The organism is Rhodococcus rhodochrous, from assembly GCF_900187265.1.
GTDB classification, from domain to species: Bacteria; Actinomycetota; Actinomycetes; order Mycobacteriales; family Mycobacteriaceae; genus Rhodococcus; species Rhodococcus rhodochrous.
This window is the reverse complement of record NZ_LT906450.1, coordinates 227,355-245,470: the sequence shown is the minus strand read 5'-3', so window position 1 is coordinate 245,470 and position 18,116 is coordinate 227,355. Positions and strand designations below refer to the sequence as shown.

At 69.6% G+C, this 18,116-nt stretch carries 8 protein-coding genes; 5 read left to right on the top strand and 3 right to left on the bottom strand.

The annotated features are described in order from the left end of the window. Window positions 1-87: 87 nt before the first annotated feature. The gene (locus CKW34_RS01125) at window positions 88-837 is read left to right on the top strand and encodes a helix-turn-helix domain-containing protein (protein WP_059382140.1); all 750 of its coding nucleotides are present in this window, start codon (window positions 88-90) and stop codon (window positions 835-837) included. Here CKW34_RS01125 and CKW34_RS01120 read toward each other — a convergent pair. Continuing rightward, a complete protein-coding gene (locus CKW34_RS01120) occupies window positions 823-3,600 on the bottom strand; it encodes an FAD-binding and (Fe-S)-binding domain-containing protein (protein WP_059382139.1) in 2,778 nt (925 codons plus the stop codon). The two genes, CKW34_RS01125 and CKW34_RS01120, sit on opposite strands and share 15 nt — an antisense overlap. A gap of 131 nt (window positions 3,601-3,731) precedes the next feature. Here CKW34_RS01120 and CKW34_RS01115 point away from each other — a divergent pair, with 131 nt between their 5' ends. The 4 genes from CKW34_RS01115 (at window position 3,732) to CKW34_RS01100 (ending at window position 11,567) form a co-directional block, all read left to right on the top strand. Next, window positions 3,732-7,028: an arabinosyltransferase domain-containing protein gene (locus tag CKW34_RS01115; protein ID WP_059382138.1), complete on the top strand. Its 3,297-nt coding sequence runs from the start codon at window positions 3,732-3,734 to the stop codon at window positions 7,026-7,028. A 44-nt stretch (window positions 7,029-7,072) separates the two neighbouring features. Continuing rightward, window positions 7,073-10,381: an arabinosyltransferase domain-containing protein gene (locus CKW34_RS01110; protein WP_059382137.1), complete on the top strand. Its 3,309-nt coding sequence runs from the start codon at window positions 7,073-7,075 to the stop codon at window positions 10,379-10,381. Between the two features lie 49 nt (window positions 10,382-10,430). After that, window positions 10,431-10,862 (top strand): hypothetical protein, encoded by a 432-nt coding sequence (locus tag CKW34_RS01105; RefSeq protein WP_059382136.1) that lies wholly within the window; start codon window positions 10,431-10,433, stop codon window positions 10,860-10,862. A 63-nt stretch (window positions 10,863-10,925) separates the two neighbouring features. Continuing rightward, on the top strand, window positions 10,926-11,567 hold the full coding sequence (locus CKW34_RS01100) for a TetR/AcrR family transcriptional regulator (protein WP_059382135.1): 642 nt from the start codon (window positions 10,926-10,928) through the stop codon (window positions 11,565-11,567). Window positions 11,568-11,603: 36 nt separating this feature from the next. Here the strand turns inward: CKW34_RS01100 and CKW34_RS01095 are convergent, their stop codons facing one another. After that, window positions 11,604-13,145 (bottom strand): acyl-CoA carboxylase subunit beta, encoded by a 1,542-nt coding sequence (locus CKW34_RS01095; protein ID WP_016692631.1) that lies wholly within the window; start codon window positions 13,143-13,145, stop codon window positions 11,604-11,606. Window positions 13,146-13,153: 8 nt separating this feature from the next. Beyond that, entirely contained in the window at window positions 13,154-18,076 is a 4,923-nt protein-coding gene (gene pks13, locus CKW34_RS01090; RefSeq protein WP_095091998.1) for a polyketide synthase Pks13, read from the bottom strand. Window positions 18,077-18,116: the final 40 nt, after the last annotated feature.

Sequence of the window (18,116 nt, the reverse complement as noted above, 5' to 3'; positions counted from 1 at the left end):
CGGGACGGACACTCCTAGACTCGCGGCATGGCCTCCGCCGCGCTTCCGGAAACGTGCGCTGTTCCGGATTCATCGCCACCGGATCCGATGCTCTGGGTATGGCCCGGACGAGCGGCCTATCTCGGCCCGTCTCTCGAGCTCGATCCGCACTCGACGTCGGTGTACTGCGTGGTCGTCGGTGTCGACGCCCCGTTCACGCTGACCGCCGAGGACGGAACGGAGATCAGCGCCCGCAGTGCCCTGGTTCCGCCACGATTGGTCCACCGAGTGGTGTCTCCTCCACCGAACAGGATCCTGTTCTGCTACGCGGACGTGAACCAGGCATATCTCCGCGAGCACGAGGTCTGGAGATCGGATCGGTGCGGTCCGTTCCGTATCGGTCATCGTGAGGAGTCCGTACTGATCGATCTGTGCAAGGCGCCGGCTCCGGACGGCGTTGCCATCACCGCGACGGCGTCGGGACCGCCCCGACGGCGCCTGGACCCGCGGATCGCGCGGACCGTCGAACGCATGCGATCCGATCCGTCGTCCGAACGCAGCGCCACCGATCTCGCACGGGCGGAATCACTCTCGACGCCGTACTTCCTGCGACTGTTCGGACGGGAGACCGGCACGAGCTTCCGTCGTTACCGTTTGTGGCTCCGCATGCTCGCCGTCGCCCGGACTATCGCGGAGGGAGGAGATTTCACCTCGGCCGCGATGTCGGCGGGGTTCGCGTCGCCGTCCCATTTCAGCGACACCTTCCTGCGCATGTTCGGGCTCACCGCCACGGCACTGACCGCATCCGGTGTGAGCATCGTCGTCGACGAGCGCCTCGATTCCCTACGGCAGTCGTGAGGCCAGCAACTCCGCCAGGTGCGTGCCGCGCCGCGTCGTGAGGTCGCTCAGTTGGGTACGGCACGAGTACCCGTCGGCGAGGATCACCGCGTCGTCGGATGCCGCCTCGACGGCCGGCAGCAGTTGGGTCTGCGCGACCGCCACCGACACGTCGTAATGCCCGCGTTCGACACCGAAGTTCCCGGCCAGGCCGCAACAGCCGGCGAGGCGCTGCACATCGGCGCCCGCGCGTCGCAGCAGTGCGGCGTCGGCTCCCCAGCCCATGACGGCGTGGTGGTGGCAGTGGGGTTGCGCGACGATCCGTGTGCCGTCCAGCGACGGCGGTTCCCAGTCGGCGAGGAGTTCGGCGAGGGTCGTGGTGCTGTCGGCCACGAGGCGAGCAGGTGCGGACCCGAGCAGTTCGACCGCGTCGGAACGCAGGACGGCGGTACACGACGGTTCGAGCCCGACGATCGGCATGCCGCTGCGGAAGAGTTCGGCGACGGTGCGGCCCACGATCTTCCGTGCCTGGTCGAGCTGGCCGGTGGTGATCCATGTCAGCCCGCAGCAGCGGGGTTCGTCGGTGATGTGCACGCTGTATCCGGCGGTCTCGAGGACACGCACGGCAGCGGCTCCGATCTCCGGGGTGAAGTATTCGGTGAAGGTGTCGACGAACAGCAGCACCGGGTCGCCCGTGCGGGATCGTTGCGGGAGGGTGTCGGCGAACCACTTCCGGAAGGTGCGGGGAGCGAACCTCGGTACACGGCGGCGGCGGTCGAGACCGGCGACGGTCAACCCGAGCGGGGCGACCCCCGGAGCGCGGACAAGGGCGTTGACGGCGCTTGGCGCACGGGAGGCGATCGCCGCCCACTGCGGCAGCCTGCCGAGACCGTAGTGACTGGCGGGCCGCCTCCGTCCCCGGTAGGTCTGGTGCAGGACTTCGGATTTGAGGGTCGCCATGTCGACGCCGGTCGGGCAGTCGGACAGGCATCCCTTGCACGACAGGCACAGATCGAGTGCTTCGTGTACCTCCGGCGACTGCCACGACTCGTCGACGAGGTGCCCGTTGAGCATTTCCTGCAACGCCCGGGCACGCCCGCGGGTGGAGTCCTTCTCCTCGCGGGTCGCGAGGAAGGACGGGCACATCACCCCACCGGTGCCGGTGTTGTCGGCGCGGCACTTGCCGATCCCGGTGCACCGGTGGACGGCCTGCGTGAAGTCGCCGCCGTCCTCGAGATAGCGGAAGGCCAGGTCCTCGCGAACCTTCCGCGCGGCCGGGACGCGGAGGTCGACGTCGACGGGGCGCGGGTCGACGAGCACTCCGGGGTTGAGGATGTTCTCCGGATCGAAGACCGACTTCACGGCCCCGAACAGCGCGAGCGCGTCGGGCGAGTACATCAGGGGCAGCAGTTCGCTCCGGGCGCGGCCGTCGCCGTGCTCCCCCGACATCGACCCGCCGTATTCGGCGACGAGTTTGCCTGCTTCGAAGAGGAATTCGCGGAACAGTCCGGGAACCTCGAGCGGGATGTCGAGACGGATGTGGATGCATCCGTCGGCGAAGTGCCCGTAGGGATAGCCGGTGACGTCGTATCCGGCGAGCAGTTCCTCGAAGTCGCGGAGATAGTCGCCGACGCGGTGGGCGGGGACGGCGGCGTCCTCCCATCCCGCGTGTGCGGGCAGCCCCTTCGGACTTCTCGCGGACAGGCCGGCCCCCTCCTCCCGGATACGCCACAGAGCGGCGGCCCGCGCCTGATCCTCGACGTGAAGGACGTCGGTCGCGGCTGCGGCCTGCGCGAGTGCCCTCGCCCGGTCGCGCACCTCGTCGGCGTCGTCGCCGGCCAGCTCGACGAACAGCCACGCCGCACCCGACGGGAGGGGCGGCACCGCCTCCGGTCCGCGCCGGTGCCGGACGATGTCGACGATCCGCGAGTCGAGCCCCTCGCACGCGGTGGGCCGGAAACCGAGCAGTCCGTGCGCGGCGTTCCCGGCGGCGACGATGTCGGGATAGCCGAGCACGACCATCGTGCGTACGGCGGGGTCGGCGACCAGCTGCACCGTCGCCTCGGTCGTGATCCCGAGCGTGCCCTCGCTGCCGACGAACAGTTTCCGGACGTCGAATCCGTGCTCCGGCAACAGATGCTCGAGGGCGTAGCCCGACACCTGCCGGCCGAAGCGACCGAATTCGGTGCGGATTGTCGCGAGATCGCGCGCGACGATCCCCCGCAGCGGGTCGAGTGTCGGGTCCTCGCCGGGCAGCGTCAGCGGGTGCCCGGTGCCGGTGAGCACCTCGAGCGCGACGACGTTGTCGGATGTGCGGCCGTAGCCGAGCGCGCGCGCCCCACACGCGTTGTTGCCGATCATCCCGCCGATCGTGCACCGGTTGTGGGTGGACGGGTCGGGACCGAAGCGCAGACCGTGCGGTGCCGCGGCGCGCTGCAGCTCGGCCTGCACGACACCCGGTTGCACCCGCGCGGTCCGGGTCTCGGGGTCGACGGAGAGCACCCGGTTCAGGTGACGCGAGAAGTCGATGACGACGCCGGGCCCGACGGCGTTGCCCGCGAGCGAGGTGCCGGTGCCGCGGGAGGTGAGGGGGACGCCCTCCCGCCGGCACACGTCGAGGGTCGTGGCGACGTCGTCGATCGACCGGGCGCGCACCACGGCCTGTGGTGGGACGCGATAGAGAGAGGCATCGGACGAGTACAGCGCGCGTGTGGTCGAGTCGTCGCAGACCTCCCCGATGCCCGCCGCGCGGAGAGCGCGCCCGATCGGGGTGGAGGTCTTCATACACAGCGATGCTAGTTGCGGGAGGTATCGCTCCGGACGTGGTCCGACAGAACCCGTGGAGTACCTGCGAGTAGTGCGAGCGGAGCGGCGCGAGGCCGGACCGTGACGGGACTCGCCTAGCATCGACGCTTGTGCCAGCCGATACCGCTTCGCCCGGGAAAACCGATTCGTCCGACCCGACATCGCGCATCCGCACAGCGCGGATCGTCGCGATCGTGTCGGGTCTGCTCGGGTTCGTGCTGGCTCTGACCCTTCCGTTCCTGCCGGTCCGGCAGGAGACCGGCGAACTGCAGTGGCCGCAGAACGGCAGCGTCGACAGTGTCGAGGCGCCGCTCGTCACCTACGCCCCGCTCACGCTTCGGGTGAGTGTGCCGTGCGCGGCGGCATCGCAGCTCGGTTCCGACGGTGGCACCCTCGTCTCGACCATCCCGTCGGGCTCCCCGGACGCCACGGCGGAGGGCCTCGTGATCCGCGCGGTACCCGGCGAGGACGGTGCGCCCGGCACCGTGGAGGCCGTCCTGCGCAACTCGGTGCTCGTCTCCGCGCCGCTCGACGAGCCGTGCACGGCGGTGACGGTCGCATCGAACTCCGAACGCACGGCCGCCGAGATCGTGGGCGCGGACCCGCCGGTCGCGATCGAACTCGAGGGCGACGAGCGGCCGCAGATGGTCGGTGTCTTCAGCGACCTCACCGGCCCCTCGGGCTCCTTCGACCCCGAGGGTGACGACTCCACGGAACGGTTGTCGGTGCGCGCCGAGCTCGACTCGCGGTTCACGTCGACGCCTACGGTGCTCAAGCTCCTCGCGATGATCGTGTGCGCGCTCGCAACGTTGGTCTCCCTCGTCGCCCTGCATCGCCTGGACGGGATCGACGGACGCCGCGCCCGCCGGTTCCTGCCGGCCCGTTGGTGGCGGTTCACCTTCGTGGACGCGGTGGTCGTGGGCACCCTGTTGCTCTGGCACATCCTCGGCGCGAACACCTCGGACGACGGTTACATCCTCAACATGGCGCGGGTGTCCGACGAGGCCGGATACATGGCCAACTACTTCCGCTGGTTCGGTGTGCCCGAGGCGCCGTTCGGCTGGTTCTACGACGTGCTCGTCGTGTTCGCGCAGGTCTCGACGTCGAGCGTGTGGATGCGCGTGCCCACGCTGATCGCGGCGATCCTGTGCTGGATGGTCATCAGCCGCGAGGTCATCCCGCGGCTCGGTGTCGCCGTCCGGCACAGCCGGGTGTCGCTGTGGACGGCCGGGCTGGTCTTCCTCGCCTTCTGGCTCCCCTACAACAACGGTCTGCGGCCCGAGCCGATCATCGCGGTCGGTGCACTGCTGACCTGGTGTTCGGTCGAACGCGCCATCGCGACCGGGCGCATGCTGCCCGCCGCGATCGCGGTGCTCATCGCGGCCTTCTCCCTCGCTGCCGGCCCGACCGGCCTGATCGCGGTGGCCGCGCTCGTCGCCGGGATGCGCCCGCTGGTGAAGGTGCTCGTCGCGCGCCGGCATCTCGTCGGTGTCGTCGCGCCCCTCGCGCCGATCCTCGCGTCGGGCACGGTCGTGCTCATCGCGGTCTTCGCCGACCAGACACTCGCGTCGGTCCTCGAAGCGACCCGTGTGCGGTCGGCCGTGGGCCCGAACGTGCCGTGGTTCGACGAGCGGTTGCGCTGGGACGCGCTGCTCACCGTCTCTCCCGACGGTTCGCTGGCCCGCCGGTTCGGCGTGTTCGTGATGCTGTTGTGCCTGGTCGTGTGCGTCATGCTGATCCTGCGCAAGGGCCGCATCCCGGGCACCGCGATCGGACCGTCGCGCCGCATCCTCGGCATCGTCTTCGCGTCGTTGCTGCTCATGATGCTCACTCCGACGAAGTGGACGCATCACTTCGGTGTGTACGCGGGCCTGGCCGCGTCGGTGGCTGCGCTCGCCGCGATCGGGGTGGGCTCGGTCGGCATCCGGTCGGCCCGCAACCGGGCTCTGTTCACCGCCGGGGTGCTGTTCGTCCTGGCGATGGCGTTCACCGGCTCGAACGGCTGGTGGTACGTCTCGAGCTACGGCGTCCCGTGGTGGGACAAGCCGCCGTCGATCTCCGGTTTCGGCTTCTCCACGGCACTGCTCGGCCTGACGGTGCTCGCCCTGCTCCTCGCCGCGTGGTTCCACCTGCGCGAGCCGTTCACGACACCGCGGCCCGACCGCAACGGCAAGGTGCGGGCCCTGGCGTCGGCGCCGCTGACGCTGGTCGCGGCGGCGGTGGTGCTGTTCGAGGTGCTGTCGCTGCTCAAGGGCGCGGTCTCGCAGTACCCGGCCTATTCGATCGCCAAGTCGAACGCGGCGGCCCTGACCGGTGATCACTGCGGTCTCGCCAACGAGGTGCTCGTCGAGTCCGATCCGAACGCGACGATGCTGCAGCCTCTCGACGGTGATCCGGGCGAGGCCCTGGGCGCCGGCACCGCCGTCGGTTTCACCCCGAACGGCGTGGCGCTCGACCTGACCGCCGACGCGGAGACCACCACGACCGGTGGCGCCAACACCGTCGACAGCGAGGAGGGCGGCACCACCACCTCCACCAGTGCCGGCACCGAGGGCGGTCGCACCAGCAACGAGGGCATCAACGGCAGTACCGTGAAGCTCCCCTTCGGCCTCGACCCGCAGACCACGCCCGTCCTCGGCAGCTACCGATCCGGCGTGCAGCAGTCGGCCGAGCTCGAATCCGGCTGGTACGCGCTGCCGGAGCGCACCGACGAGACACCGCTGCTGGTCGTGACCGCGGCGGGACGCGTCCGCTACGTGGACCCCGACGGTGTCATCACCCCGGGTCAGGACGTGCTGCTGGAGTTCGGTTCGTCGTCCGGGGACGAGGTGACGCCGCTGGCCACGCTCGCCCCGATCGACATCGGCCCGTCGCCGTCCTGGCGCAACCTGCGCGTGCCGAGCGACGCGATCCCGGCCGACGCCGACGCCGTGCGCATCGTCGTGGACGACGGTGACCTCTCCCCCGACCAGTGGGTCGCGGTCACGCCGCCGCGGATGCCGCGCATGCAGACCCTGCAGGAGGTCGTCGGATCCGACGCCCCGGTCCTCATCGACTGGTCGGTGGGTCTCGCCTTTCCGTGCCAGCGACCGTTCGGACATCGCAACGGTGTCGCCGAGGTCCCCGAGTACCGCATCCTCCCGGACCGCGTCGGGGCCGACGCGACGAACGGCTGGCAGGACGACATCGGCGGTGGGCCGCTCGGCTGGATCCCGCTGCTGCTGAACGCCGAGGCCGTCCCGACCTATCTGAACCACGACTGGGATCGCGACTGGGGATCGCTCGAGCAGTACCGTCCGATCGACCCGGATGCCTCCCCCGCGGAGGTCACCACCGACGTGACGACCCGCTCCGGCCTGTGGTCGCCGGGCCGCATCCGTGACGGGGTCCCGGTCCTGCTGGAGTAAGGGCGAGTGCCGTCACACCACGTCGCCGGATACCATCGACTCCCGTGCCCGACGACGTGACGACCTCACCCGCGCCTGCTCCGACCGCCCCACGGTCGATGGGCGAGGACCTTCGCACTCGGTACCGGACCGCGCGACTCGTCGCCGTCGTCGCCGGGTTGCTCGGCATGATCCTGGCGCTGGCCACACCGTTCCTCCCGGTCCGCGTGACCGAGGCGACGATGTCGTGGCCGCAGGATTCTGCGGCGACCGACGTCGAACTGCCGTTGATGTCGCAGGTCCCCCTCCAGTTCCGTGCCACCGTGCCGTGCAGCGCCGTCGCGGAGATGCCGGGCGACGGCGGGATGCTGGTCGCGACCGCCCCCACCAACGGGCAGGACGCCGCGCTCAACGCGATGTTCGTGCGGGTCGGCGCCGAGAACGTCGACGTGCTCGACCGCAACGTGGTGGTCGCGACCGCGCCGCGCGCCGACGTCGAGTCGGGTGCGTGCAGCGAACTGCAGATCTTCTCCGACTCCGAACGCACCACCGCCGAGTTCGTCGGCCTCTCGGACGAGAACGGCAACCCGCGGGCCGGTGAACTCACCGGCGACCTGCGACCGCTCGTCGTGGGCGTGTTCAGCGACCTGCCCAGCGCCGTCCCCGGCCTCGACGTCACCGTCGATGTCGACTCCCGGTTCACGTCGTCGCCGACACTGGTCAAGTCCCTCGCGATGATCCTGGCGGTGCTGTCGACGGCGCTCGCGCTCGGCGCGCTGGCCAAGCTCGACGGCACGGACGGTCGCGGTCACCGTCGCTTCCTGCCCGCCCGCTGGTGGAAGTTCACCGGCGTCGACGTCGTCGTGGTCCTCACGCTCGTCGGCTGGCACTTCTTCGGCGCGAACACCTCGGACGACGGCTACCTGCTGACCATGGCCCGGGTGTCGGAGAACTCCGGCTACATGGCCAACTACTTCCGCTGGTTCGGCGTCCCCGAAGCTCCCTTCGGCTGGTACTACGACGTGCTGGCGGCGTTCGCGAAGATCTCCACGGCCAGCCCGTGGATGCGCATCCCCGCTCTGATCGCCGGAATCCTGTGCTGGATGGTCATCAGCCGCGAGGTGGTGCCGCGCCTCGGCCGGGCCGTGCGACACAACCGCATCGCACTGTGGACGGGCGGACTGGTCTTCCTCGCCTTCTGGCTGCCCTACAACAACGGTCTGCGGCCCGAGCCGATCGTCGCTCTCGGTGCGCTGCTGACCTGGTGCTCGATCGAGCGTGCCATCGCGACCGGGCGTCTGCTGCCCGCCGCGACGGCGGTGTTCATCGGTGCGTTCACGCTCGCCGCGGCACCGACCGGCCTGATGTGTGTGGCCGCCCTCATCGCCGGTATCCGGCCGATGACGCGGATCATCGTGCGCCGCCACCGCGAGGTGGGCACCCTGCCGCTGCTCGCACCGATCGGCGCCGCCGGGTTGCTCGTGCTCGTCGTGGTGTTCTCGGATCAGACCCTCGCCGCGGTCCTCGAGGCGACCCGCGTGCGCACCATCATCGGCCCCAACGAGGAGTGGTGGAACGACTTCCTCCGCTACTACTACCTGATGGTGCAGACCGTCGACGGGTCGCTGCCGCGCCGCTTCGCGTTCCTCACGATGCTGCTGTGCCTGTTCACGACGCTGTTCGTGCTACTGCGCCGCCGTCGTATCCCCGGCGTCGCCGTGAGCCCGACCTGGCGTCTGCTCGGCATCGTCTTCGGCACGATCTTCTTCATGATGTTCAACCCCACGAAGTGGACCCACCACTTCGGGGCGTACGCGGGCATCGCCGGTTCGCTCGCGACGGTCACGGCCGTCGTGGTCTCCGCGAGCGCGTTGCGGTCGCGCCGCAACCGCACGATCTTCCTCGCCGGACTGCTGTTCGTCCTGGCAGTGTCGTTCGCCGGCATCAACGGCTGGTGGTACGTCTCGAGCTACGGCGTGCCGTGGTTCGACAAGACCGTCTCGCTGAGCGGCTACCAATCCAGCTCGCTGTTCCTGGTCCTGTTCGGTCTCGCGCTCGTGCTCGTCGCGTGGCAGTACCTCCGCGAGGGCTACGCACCTCCGCCGGAGTCGCCCGAGACGAAGAAGGGCCGGCGGATCCGCGCACTCGCGGCCGCGCCGCTCACCGTCGTCGCCGCGGCGATGGTGCTGTTCGAAGTGCTGTCGTTGCTCAAGGGCGCGGTGTCGCAGTACCCGGCGTACTCGCTCGCCCGCTCCAACATCGGGGCCGTCGCCGGGCAGACGTGCGGTCTCGCGAACGACGTACTCGTCGAGGCCGACCCCAACGAGGGACGCCTCGAACCGATCATCGATTCCGCCAACCCGCCGGCGAACGACGACCCGCTCGCCGGTGCGTCCCCGCGCGGCTTCACTCCCGACGGCGTGCCGTCCGACCTGACCGCCGACTACGTCGAGGTCAAGCCGGGCCAGGGCAACACCGACAATCAGAGCGTCGGTCCGACCTTCGAGACCGGCGCGGGCGGCGGCACCACGGGTGGTTCCGGTGCGCAGACCGTCAACGGCAGCACCGTGCGCCTGCCCTTCGGGCTCGACCCGTCCGTCACCCCGGTGCTCGGCAGCTACCAGGAGGGTGTGCAGGAACCCGCCGCGCTCACGTCGAGCTGGTACGCCCTGCCCGAGATCACCGACGAGACGCCGCTGGTGATCATCTCCGCGGCCGGTCGCATCTGGTCGTACGACGACACCGGTGCACTGACCTACGGCCAGTCGCTGCTCGTCGAGTACGGCACCCGCCAGGCCGACGGCAGCGTCGAGGCGAAGGGCACCTACCTGCCGCGCGACATCGGCCCCGCGCCGTCGTGGCGGAACCTGCGTGTGCCGCTCGCCGACCTGCCCGACGACGTCGACGCCGTCCGCATCGTCGCCAACGATCCCAATCTCACCGGCGACCAGTGGCTGGCGTTCACGCCGCCGCGTGTGCCGACCCTCGAGCGGCTCGACGCCCAGCTCGGCTCCGATCAGCCGCTCCTGCTGGACTGGGCCGTGGGTCTGCAGTTCCCGTGCCAGCGGCCGTTCGACCACTGGGCCGGTGTCGCCGAGATGCCGAACTACCGGGTCCTCCCCGACCGTCCTCTCGCGGTGTCGTCGACCGACACCTGGCAGTCCGCCGACAACGGTGGTCCGCTCGGTTTCGCGGAGGTCCTGGCGCGCCCCGAGCAGGTGCCCACCTACCTGGAGAACGACTGGGGTCGCGACTGGGGTTCGGTGGAGCGGTACGTGCGCTTCTACCCGAATGCGCAGCCGGCCGAACTGACCACCACCGAGGTGACACGGTCGGGTCTGTGGAAGCCCGCGCCGATGCGCGTCTACGAGTGACGGGTGGGGCGAAAGTAACGAAAGTGCTTGTCGGGACGACGTTCCTGGCATGACAGCGTTACGGAAGTTCGGCCTTGCCACTGCGACCGGCGTGGCGCTCGTACTCGGCGTCCTCAATGCACCAGTGGCCGCGGCGGCTCCGGTCGACGCCACCACGCTCACCCGGGTGGTCGGTTCCGGTTCCACCGGCTCGTTCGGCTACGGCGGAGCGCTCGTCAACGAGACGGTCTCGGTGACCGTCGATCCGGAGCGCCCCGGCACCTCGACATTCCACGGGAGCATGTGGTGCTACTGCACCGTCGACTGGACGAACCTGTCGACCGGCGCGCGCGGCACGGTGGAGCTTCCCGTCCGCCCGATGATCGGCGGTGGACTGTCCGGCAATCCCGTGGCCGAGACCGGGTCCGGTCGGATCGTCGCCGTGGTGACCGCCCCGGGCTTCACCTATCTGCCCGGTGTCGGCAGCTGGACGGTTCCCTGATCTTCCGGGCGAGGCAGGGTCGGAGCATCTCAGAATCGGGTTTCGGTTATCTAGAATGAGCGGGTGACCACCGAGAATTCAGCTGGGTCGACCCTGTCCCCCCGCGCCTCCGAGGCCGTGAAGCGAAGCCTGACGCCCCGACAGGAGGCTGCGAGCCGCGACGTCGACACCCTGATCCGGTGCGGACGCGAACTGCTCACCCGGGGCGAACCCGCGCGCGTCGCCGACATCGTGGCCGCCGCGGGACTCTCCAACGATGCCTTCTACCGCTACTTCAAGAGCAAGGGCGATTTCGTCGACGCCGTCGTCGAGGAGGGCGGTCACCGACTCGTCCGGTACCTGCGTCACAAGATCGACCAGGCCGCCGACCCCGACGCCGCCCTGCGTGCCGGCATCGCGGCCGTCCTGAACCAGGCCGTCGATCCCGAGATCGCTGCCGCCACCCGCAACGTCGTGTCCTCCGCCGGCGGCCGGTCGCATGCACCGAAGGTGCGCGAGGATCTGGAGAAGGCGGTCGCGGAGGTGCTCGCCGGCCCCATCGCCGATCTGGGATCGACCGACCCGCAACGGGATTCGCTCACCACCTCGATCCTGCTCCTCGCGGTGATGGAGCATCTGCTGTGGCGGGACGCATCCACCTTCGACGCCGACGCAGAGGTCGAGCAGATCGTCGGATACGCGCGACGGGGCCTGCGCACGTCCTAGTGCACAGACCCCGTCGGCGAGGGTTCTCCGGCTGTTCTACAGCGGCAGCAGGTGATGCTTCCGCGGGTTCTTGAACACTTCCTTGTCGCGAAGGAGGGTCAGCGCCTTGCGGATCTCGAGGCGGGTCGTCGACGGCTCGATCACCGCGTCGACGTATCCGCGCTCGGCCGCGATGTACGGCGTCGCCACGTGCTCGTTGTAGAAGTTGATGAGCTGCTGGCGCACGGCGGGAGCGTTCTCGCCCGCGGCCTCGATCTGCCGGCGGCCGATCACCGCGACAGCCGATTCGGCACCCATCACGGCGATACGCGCGGTGGGCCACGCGAAGTTGATGTCGGCGCCGAGCTGCTTCGAACCCATCACGGCGTAACCGCCGCCGTAGGCCTTGCGGACCACGACCGTCACCTTCGGGACGGATGCCTCGACGTACGAGAACAGGAAGCGGCCGCCACGCTTGATGACGCCGATCTTCTCCTGCTCGACACCGGGCAGGAAGCCGGGGGTGTCGACGACGAACACGAGCGGGATGTCGTAGGCGTCGCACACGCGCACGAAGTGGGCCGCCTTGTCGGCAGCGGCCGCGTCGAGCGCACCCGACAGATACAGCGGCTGGTTCGCCACGACACCGACGGCATGACCGTCGACGCGCGCGTAGCCGGTGATGATGTTCGGCGCGGTCTGCGAGCGGACCTCGAGGAACTCGCCGTCGTCGAAGATCTTCAGCAGGATGTCGTGCATGTCGTAGCCGGAGTTGTCGGCGTCGGGCATGAACGTGTCGAGTTCGAGATCGTCGGGCGTGATCTCCGGTTCGAGACCGGGATTGATGACCGGCGGCTTCTCCTGCGCGTTGGACGGCATGTAGCTCAGGTACTGCCGCACCCACTCGAAGGCGGCCTTCTCGTCGGGCGCGACGTGGTGCACGTTGCCGTACTCGGCCTGCTGGCGGGCACCGCCGAGCTCTTCGAGGCTCACGCTCTCACCGGTGACCGCCTTGATGACGTCCGGGCCGGTGACGAACATGTGCGAGCCCTCGGTGGCCACCACGACGTCGGTGTTGATCGGGGCGTAGACCGCACCACCGGCACAGTTGCCGACGATCACCGAGATCTGCGGGCACAGACCCGACAGCGGCTCGTGACGCTTGCCGATCTCGCCGTACCAGGCGAGCGAGGTGACGGCGTCCTGCACGCGGGCACCACCGGAGTCGTTGATGCCGACGACCGGGCAACCGATCTTGAGGGCGAAGTCGAGGACCGCGGCGACCTTGCGGCCGAACATCTCACCGACGCTGCCGCCGAAGACGGTCTGGTCGTGGGAGAACACCGCGACCGGGCGGCCGTCGACCGTGCCGTGCCCGACGACGACGGCGTCGCCGTACATCGCATCGTCGCGGCCGGGCGTCTTCATCAGTGCGCCGATCTCGACGAAGCTGCCCCGATCGAGCAGCATGTCGATGCGCTCGCGAGCGCTCGGGATGCCCTTCTTCGCGCGCTTGGCGATCGCGAGTTCGCCCGCAGGCTCCTTCGCGATCTCCAGCTTCTCGCGCAGCTCGGCCAGCTTCTGTGCCGTGGTGCTCACTTCTTCGTTCAGCTCCTCGAGGCCTCGATGTCGGCCAGCTTGCGGGTCAGGTCTTCCCCCACCTTCGAGATGTACGGCTCGTCGACGATCTGCAGGTGATCGCCGCCGACGTGCACGACCTCGAGATCCGCGACGACCTCACCCCACCCACCGTCGGGCTGCCGGGTCCCGAAGGCCGGCTCGAGATCGATCGCGTCGTCGTGATACTTGTCGGCCATGTACAGCACGACCTTGCCGTCGTAGGGCAGCAGTTCCGCGGTCTGGATGGCGCGGTTGTCGAGCCACGACGTGCGCTGGTGCTCGATGATGCCGCCGGGGATCTGCGCCCCGCTCAGCTCGAGCAGGCCCATCAGGATGCCGATCTGCTCCTCGTCGCTGCCGGCCTCGGCCAGCAGGTCGTAGGGCAGCGGCGCGTCGATCCCGTAGGTCTTCTTCGCGAACGCCGAGTAACGCTGCCAGCGCTTACGGATCTCGTCGGGCGTGTCCTCGACCTTCTCACCGGCCATGACGGTGTCGATGAGACCGACGAGACGCACGTCCTTGCCCTCCTCGCGGAGCAGACGGGCCACCGCGTAGGCCAGGACACCGCCGAGCGACCAGCCGCACAGCACGTACGGGCCGTCGCCCTGGATCTCCTCGATGAGCGGCAGGTACGCCTGGGCGCGGGTGTCGATCGGCCCCTCGGTGCGCTCGAAACCGAACACCGGGATGTGCGCCGGCAGGCGGCGCAGCAGCGGCTCGTACGCGACCGTCGAACCACCCGCGGGGTGGAAGACGAAGACCGGCACGGCGTCCGATCCCTCGGCGCGGGGCCGCAGCGTGCGCACGAGTCCGTCGATGCGATCGGCGGATTCGAGATGCTGACGGACCGTCTCGGCGAGCTGCTCGACGGTCGAGGCGGCGAGCACGTCGTCGACAGTGATCTCGCCCTCGGCCCGCTCGGTCAGTCGTGCCGCGAGCTTCTCGGCGACGTCGCGCTCGAGCTTCGGCAGCGGGTTGAAGATGCCCTTGGCCGACTTGCCCGTGACCACGGCCCAGGAGGCGAAGGTCAGTCGTTCCGCGGCGTCGCGCGGCGGCACGTCGACTCCGCTCGATTCCTGCTCGGGTTCGGGCGTCTCGGGCGCGGTCTGTGCCTCTGCGTCTACCTCGGCCTCTGCCTCGGCGAGGATCTGCTCGGCCTCGCCCACCGCGGTGGTGTCCTCCATCGCGGGGAGCTCGTCCTGATCCGCCGCAGCGGCGGCGCGTTCGGCTGCCTTCTCCGCGGCCTGCTGCTCGGCGAGCTGCGCGACCTCCTCGCGGTTCTCGACCGCGTACCGCAGATACTTCGCGACGTCGCGCAGGCTCGCGTCCTTGACCGCCGACAGCTGCAGCTGCGGGATGTCGAACTCGTACTCGACGCGGTTCTTGATACGGACCGCCATGAGCGAGTCGAGGCCCAGCTCGATGAGCGGGATCTCGGCCGGCAGGTCCTCGGGTGCGTAGCCCATGGACTCGGCGACGATCAGCCTCAGGCGGTCGTCGAGAGTCTGCGATCCGTTCGGATCCCACTTGTCGCCGAACGACTCGACGACCTCGGGCAGTTCCTCGGCCTGCGCGGCCGGCTTCGCGGCCACCGCGACGGGCGCGGGCAGCGGCTCACCGGAGGTGACGACACCCTCGTGGACGAGCGTGAAACCGTCGCCGGTGTTCGCGTGCACCTGCAGCGACGCACCACCCGGATGCCGGGTGAGCGTCGTGGTGAGGGTGCCGGTCGCGGGGACCTCGGTGTGCGGGATGGACGCGGTGAGCGTGACATCCGACAGCACCTGCGAAGCCGCCGCGACGACCAGCTCGGCCGCATCGGTGACGGCGGATGCCTGCACCTCCCACACGTAGCGGCCGTCGGGCAGTGCGACGCGGGCGCCGGGCGCGCGACCGTTGCCGGAGGTGCCGATGCTGGCGTCGACCCAGTACGGCTTGCGCAGGAAGGCGGTGCGCGGCAGGTCGGCGTAGTCGCCTTCCGGCAGCAGCGTCCTCAGGTCGACGGACTGCCCGTGCACGTACAACTGCGCGAGCGCGGTCAGCACGCCGAGGGACTCGTCCTCCTTGCGCTTGAGCGTCTGGATGAACTGGCCGTCCTGCACACCGGCGTCGAAGGCCGTCGCCGCGACCGACATGAGCGTCGCGGGATTGGCGTTGAGCTCGACGAAGGTGGTGTGGCCGTCGGACAGGGCCTGCCGGATCGCCTGCGTGAAGTACACGCTGTGGCGCATGCCCTTGGTCCAGTACTCGACGTCGTGGATGCCGTCGTGGCCTGCGCGGTAGAGGGTCTCCTGGTCGACCGACGAGTACAGGTCGACCTTCAGGCGATGCGGTTCGATGCCGGCGAGTTCGGCCGCGAGCTCGCCGAGGATCGGATCGACCTGCGAGGTGTGGCTCGCGCCCTTGGTCTGCAGGACCCGGGCGAACTTCTCCTCGGCCTCGGCGCGCGCCACGATCGCGTTGACCTGCTCCTGCGGGCCACCGATGACGGTGTGTGTGGGCGCCGCGTAGACGCAGACCTCGAGCTGCGGGAAGTCGGGCAGCACGTCGGTGATCTCGGCGGCGCTGTACTCGACGAGCGCCATGAGGCGGATGTCGTCGCCGGTCAGGCCGGATTCGGCCTCACCCATCAGACGCGAGCGCGAGCAGATCACGCGCACGGCGTCCTCGAGCGACAGTCCGCCCGAGATGTAGGCGCCGGCGGCCTCACCCATCGAGTGGCCGACGACCGCGGCGGGCTCGGCACCGTGGTGACGCAGCAGCGCGGCGAGACCGATCTGGATCGTGAAGATGCCGACCTGCGCCGTCTCGACGTCGTAGTCCTGCGCGTCGTCGAGGAACTTCTCCTTCATGGAGTAGCCCGACTCGTCGTAGATCAGCTCGTCGACCTCGTCGACGGCCGCCGCGAAGACCGGGTTCTCCAGGTACAGCTGCTTGGCCATCTTGCGGTGCTGGGCACCGAAGCCGGACAGCACCCACACCGCGCCCTTGGAAGCCGGAGCGTCGGCGGTGAACACGCCCTGCGCGGGCTTACCGGCGGCGACGGCACGCAGACCGGCGATGGCCTCGCCGTGGTTGCTCGCCACGACGATCGCGCGGGACCGGCCGTGGTTGCGACGGGAGAGCGTGCGGGCGACGTCGGCGAGCGGCGTCGTGCTACCCTTCTCGGTCTCGAGCCAGTCGGCGAGATCGGCGGCGGCACGGCGGCGACGTGACGGCATCGCGGCGGAGACGGCGAGCAGGACGGGCAGCTCGCGGGCCTGCTCGGTGGTCTCCGCGGCGGCGGGGATCTCCTCCGGCAGGACCTCGACCTCGGCGGCCTCCTGGCCCTCCGGGCCGGTGTACTCGTGGACCACGACGTGCGCGTTGGTGCCACCGAAACCGAATCCGGACACGCCGGCGACGGCGCGACCGGTGTAGCGCGGCCACTTCGCACCCTCGGGGATGACCTTCAGGTGCGCGCTGTCGAACGGAATGTACGGGTTGGGGGCGGTGTAGTTGAGCGTCGGCGGAAGCTGATCGTTCTGCATCGCGAGAACGACCTTGATGAGACCGGCCGCACCGGCGGCGGACTCGAGATGACCGAAGTTGGTCTTGGCCGAACCGAGCAGGACCGGCTTGTCGTCCTCGCGGCCACGACCGATGACACGGCCGAGCGCATCGGCCTCGATCGGGTCGCCGAGTACCGTGCCGGTGCCGTGCGCCTCGATGTAGTCGACACCGGACGGCAGGATCTGCGCGTCGCGGTAGGCGCGGCGCAGCACGTCGACCTGCGCTTCGGGGTTGGGAGCGGCCAGACCGTTGGAGCGACCGTCCTGGTTGACGGCCGAACCGGCGATGACCGCGAGGATGTTGTCGCCGTCGCGCTCGGCGTCCTCGAGACGCTTGAGCACGACGAGACCGCCGCCCTCGGCGCGGATCATGCCGTCGGCGTCGGCGGAGAACGCCTTGATGCGGCCGTCGGGTGCCATGACGCCGAGTTCGTCGAAGCCGAGGGTGCCGGCCGGGGCGAGCAACATGTTGACGCCACCGGCGAGGGCGACGTCGGCCTCACCGTTGCGCAGCGCGCGCACGGCCTGATGCACGGCGACCAGCGACGACGAGCACGCCGTGTCGAGCGTGACCGACGGGCCGTGGAAGTCGTAGAAGTACGACACGCGGTTGGCGATGACCGCGGTGGAGGTGCCGGTGAGCGCGTACGGATGCGCTGCGGACGGGTCGCCGACCGCGAGGAGCATGTAGTCGCTCGCCGAGCTGCCGATGAACACACCGACCGAGCCGCCCTTGAGCTCGCTCGGCGGGATGTGCGCGTGCTCGAGCGCTTCCCAGGTCAGCTCCAGTGCGAGGCGCTGCTGCGGGTCGACCATCTCGACCTCGCGCGGCGACATCGCGAAGAACTCGGCGTCGAAGCCCTTGACGTCGTCGAGGTAGCCGCCCTTGGTGTTGGCGTTGCGGATCGACTCCCACACGGCGGGGTCGTTCTCGAACTCCGACCAGCGGCCCTCGGGCAGATCGGAGATGCCGTCGCGTCCGGACGCGAGCAGATCCCACATCTGTTCCGGAGTGTCGACGTGACCCGGGAAACGGGTGGACAGACCGACGATGGCGACGTCCTTCGAACCCGCCACGGCACCGACCGTGTACAGGGCGGAGTCGTCCTCGGCAGGTGCCTCGGGTTCACCTTCGATGATGCGCGTCGCGAGCGATGCGATCGTCGGGTGCTGGTAGGCGATCGTCGCGTTCAGCGTGACACCGAGGAGTTCCTCGATCTCGCCCGCCATGGCGACGGCGTCCCGGGAGGACAGTCCGAACTCCTCCATCGGACGATCGTCCGAGATCTGGGAGACCGGCTGCCCGGTCGCGTCGGCGATCCAGTTGCGCAGCCATTCGCGCAGCTGCGCAACCGTCATTTCAGTGTCAGACATCAACCCACCACGCTACCCGGGAAAG